This is a genomic window from Chryseobacterium sp. MHB01 (assembly GCF_034651565.1).
Lineage (GTDB): Bacteria > Bacteroidota > Bacteroidia > Flavobacteriales > Weeksellaceae > Chryseobacterium > Chryseobacterium nepalense.
The window spans coordinates 1-3,276 of the sequence record NZ_JAYEDA010000037.1 but is presented as its reverse complement, the minus strand read 5'-3'; the positions used below and the strand labels follow the sequence as shown (position 1 = coordinate 3,276).

4 protein-coding genes are annotated in these 3,276 nt (G+C 32.0%); all 4 read right to left on the bottom strand.

The features are described from left to right. On the bottom strand, positions 1–270 hold a 270-nt coding region (locus U9K52_RS21110), incomplete at its 3' end, for a hypothetical protein (RefSeq protein ID WP_322928008.1). A 132-nt stretch (positions 271–402) separates the two neighbouring features. After that, entirely contained in the window at positions 403–909 is a 507-nt protein-coding gene (locus U9K52_RS21105) for a hypothetical protein (protein ID WP_322928007.1), read from the bottom strand. Next, positions 906–1,790 (bottom strand): RHS repeat-associated core domain-containing protein, encoded by an 885-nt coding sequence (locus U9K52_RS21420; RefSeq protein WP_322928006.1) that lies wholly within the window; start codon positions 1,788–1,790, stop codon positions 906–908. The genes U9K52_RS21105 and U9K52_RS21420 overlap by 4 nt, the downstream gene beginning before the upstream one ends. 624 nt (positions 1,791–2,414) lie before the next feature. Beyond that, a partial coding sequence (locus U9K52_RS21095; RefSeq protein WP_322928005.1) for an RHS repeat-associated core domain-containing protein occupies positions 2,415–3,276 on the bottom strand: 862 nt, incomplete at its 5' end.

Below are 3,276 nucleotides of genomic sequence, written 5' to 3'. Positions count from 1 at the left end.
AATATTATATTGATAATCTACCGTCTGAAGCCCGCTTCCTGAGTTTGCTCCGCCAACCTTTTTGGTTTGAAGCTGAGACAGTTCGTTGTAGGTATTCTGCGCTAAATATTCCACCGGGTTATTGTCTACCTGGTGGGTATGGGTCAGAAGCCTATTCTGAGAATCATAGGTAAAGTTTTCGGTAATGACCTTGTCGGTATCTGTACTCAGCCTTTTATGACGGGTGATGCTTTGCTGAACACCCCCTGCAAAATCAAGCTTAAACTCCACCTAGTATTTCCGCTTTAGTTCTGTTTCCATATACAAAACAGAACATCATATATAAAACCCACCGCAATTACGGTGGGTTCTTTTATTATTATTGCTCACGGATTACAAAGCCGCGAGATCGGGTTTGGGTTATTACCAAATTTTTATAATTCCATTCTTTTTTCTCCCTCTGCTGTCTTTTGCTCCTATAATTTGGATTCTTATAGTATCTTTTAGATATGGATTTTTTAGAAAGCCCCAATTAACATCTGAGCTATCAAGTTTTTTCTTGTCCTCTATAAAAATATCTAAAGCAATAGAATCGTTCTTATTTCTTTCATAACTCAAATTATACGGATAATTACTATGCCTTTCTATTACTGTTTCATTCATTGAGTGTTTACCGTACTTGAATCCTCTTTCAATATATGGCTTGAAATCAAATCCTTTTAAATTATTAGAATCAATAATCATAAAATTCAATTCCTTAACAAACACTTTTCTTCTTTTTGATTCTTGAATAGATGTAGATCCTATTCGATGTTCCCATTTTCTATATCCATACCAGCCAACTGATGAAGAAAAAACACCGAATAAGTAGTATAAAAATGCTCCAAGAGCAACAAAAACAGCAAAAATTTTGAATTTATTTATTTTCATTTCTTTTTATCTTTTCCGTTTTCATCAATTGGGATTACTGGTCCAACTATCAATTTACCTGCTTTTTTGCGTGGTTCAATTTTATTTTCTATCGGCAAATATTTATTTACATTGTTTATAGTATTCCGTAAATTATTTAAGAAAGCATTCGGCGCAAAATAATTTACATAAGGGGGTTCTTTAACTTCATTTGCTCTTATAGCGATCAGCTCATTAAAAGCCGCTAATGGAACATTGACACAGGATTGTCCTATGACAATATATTTTTTTTTGCTCGCTGCTTCAGCCGCTTTCTGTTTCATTTTTGCATCCTCTTCTTTAGTGGTCTTGACTACACCATATTTATCATAATTATGCTTTTCATTAGGGTTCACACTATTTGCTTTTAATACCGCTTGCTTAGGACTTAAACCATATCCTAAAAAAGTTCCTATATCTGGATTTTTAGAGTCACCATAAGGACTAGAGCCTTCGCCAGTGCCATTCATAGAATAATAATACCAACCATCTTTTTCGTTTCCTATTATAACGGCGCCATGACCATAAAGAGGAACAGCTTTTGAATCACCAATAAAAATTACATCCCTTCCATCGGGATCTATTCCATTAATAGGATTATTAAGAACATAGTTATAGTTAGAATGACTTGAAAATTTTTCACTTAATTCGTCTTGCACACCCCATCTTCCGATATCCGGCATATAGAATCTTGCGCCATAATCATACATTCCCGTTTCTGTTTGGAGCTCCTTACCGTTATACTTATACTGATAAGCAGGATTTCCATCCAATGCATTATACCCTTCATGCTTCAACCCGAAAGGATAATAATTGTTTTCTTCAAGAACTTCTATTCCGCTGCCATTGTTGAAGTAACTCAAACGTACATTTCCTAAATGGTCAGCATAGTTGTAAATATACTTATTATTTTTAAAATTAAAATAGCCTTCTGCAGTCGGATTATTGATGCTTTGATAAGAGATTATAAAGTTAAAAAAGCCTACTCGTAGAAATTACATTACATACAAAACCCTTGCAATTTTGCGAGGGTTCTTTGTATCTAATAGCACGAGCGAGACGCTCGCGCCAGCGGGGGGCTTTATTTCTGCTCACGGATTACAAATCCGAGAGATAAGATTTTACATTTTTATATTATTAATATTAAGTTTAAATATCCATTTAAACATTATATATCTCAATGAAAATATTATTTAAGTGAAATAATTAAGAAGATAACAGCAAGTATAATATATATTAGTATTGGACATAATGCATAATTCATTTTATTATATCGCCTTTTTAAATATAGATATATAAAAAATATTATAGAAACCAAAATATTCAATAAAACTAAAATAGGAATAATATTGGTATGAAAATCGTAATACAGTTTTCTATTCAAATCATATTTAAAAATAAGACGAAATATTAAATAAATAAAAACATTTACTAAAAAAAATGATATTGGTATGTATTGAACTTTATCTTTCATTTTAATTCTTAATTTAATAACCAGTGAAATCAAATCCGTTAAAAATTGATTTTTGATCTGCTGCAGTGTCTCCCATATTACCCCTCATTACTTCATTTAAATTTGAACCAAACTTAACAGCTTTTTTTTCAAATCCATTCAAATGCATCCACGCTCCCCACATATAATTTCCAGCATCAAATAAATTATATAAAGTATTAGAATCTCCAAATTTAAAATAATCTGCTGTTTCTACAACGGTTTCTAATAAAGGCCTTCTTCTATTATCTTCATATTCAGGATAAGAATAGGTAGGAAGCAATGTTGACATTGCAAAATCAGCTTTGTCATAAGATTCTTTTTTGGCTATTTGTAATGCAGCATATCTGTTAATCATAGTTGCATCTTTATCACCATTCTTACTAGCTCTATTAGCTCTTAAATTAAATTGTAACGCATCAAATCCTGCGGCTTTCATAAAACTAAAAAAGCGACCCTTTGGAATATAATTAAATAATTGATCACCCATTTTATATGTTCCAGATTTCAAATTAATTTTATCAACACCTTCAGGATCATTAAAAAAAAGCTGTTTCCCATTTTGGCCAAAAAATCTATTAGTTTTATTATTTTTCACAATATTTATAATAGTACCTTTATTATTAACAGTTATATCATCTTTTGGTGTTGATATTGAATTTCTGAGTCTAATAAAAGCTTGTTGGGCAGCTTCTCCTTTAAGAGCTTCTCTACCGTCCGGATCAATAAACATTATCGGATTATTAAACGCATAATTATAAGGACTATGCCTTGTCATTTTCTCCGCCAATGGATCCACCACACCCCATCTTCCGATATCCGGCATATAGAATCTTGCGCCATAATCATACATTCCC

Coding starts and splice junctions, on each gene's coding strand:
- U9K52_RS21105 (WP_322928007.1), bottom strand. CDS start 909: ATGAAAATAAATAAATTCAAAATTTTTGCTGTTTTTGTTGCTCTTGGA.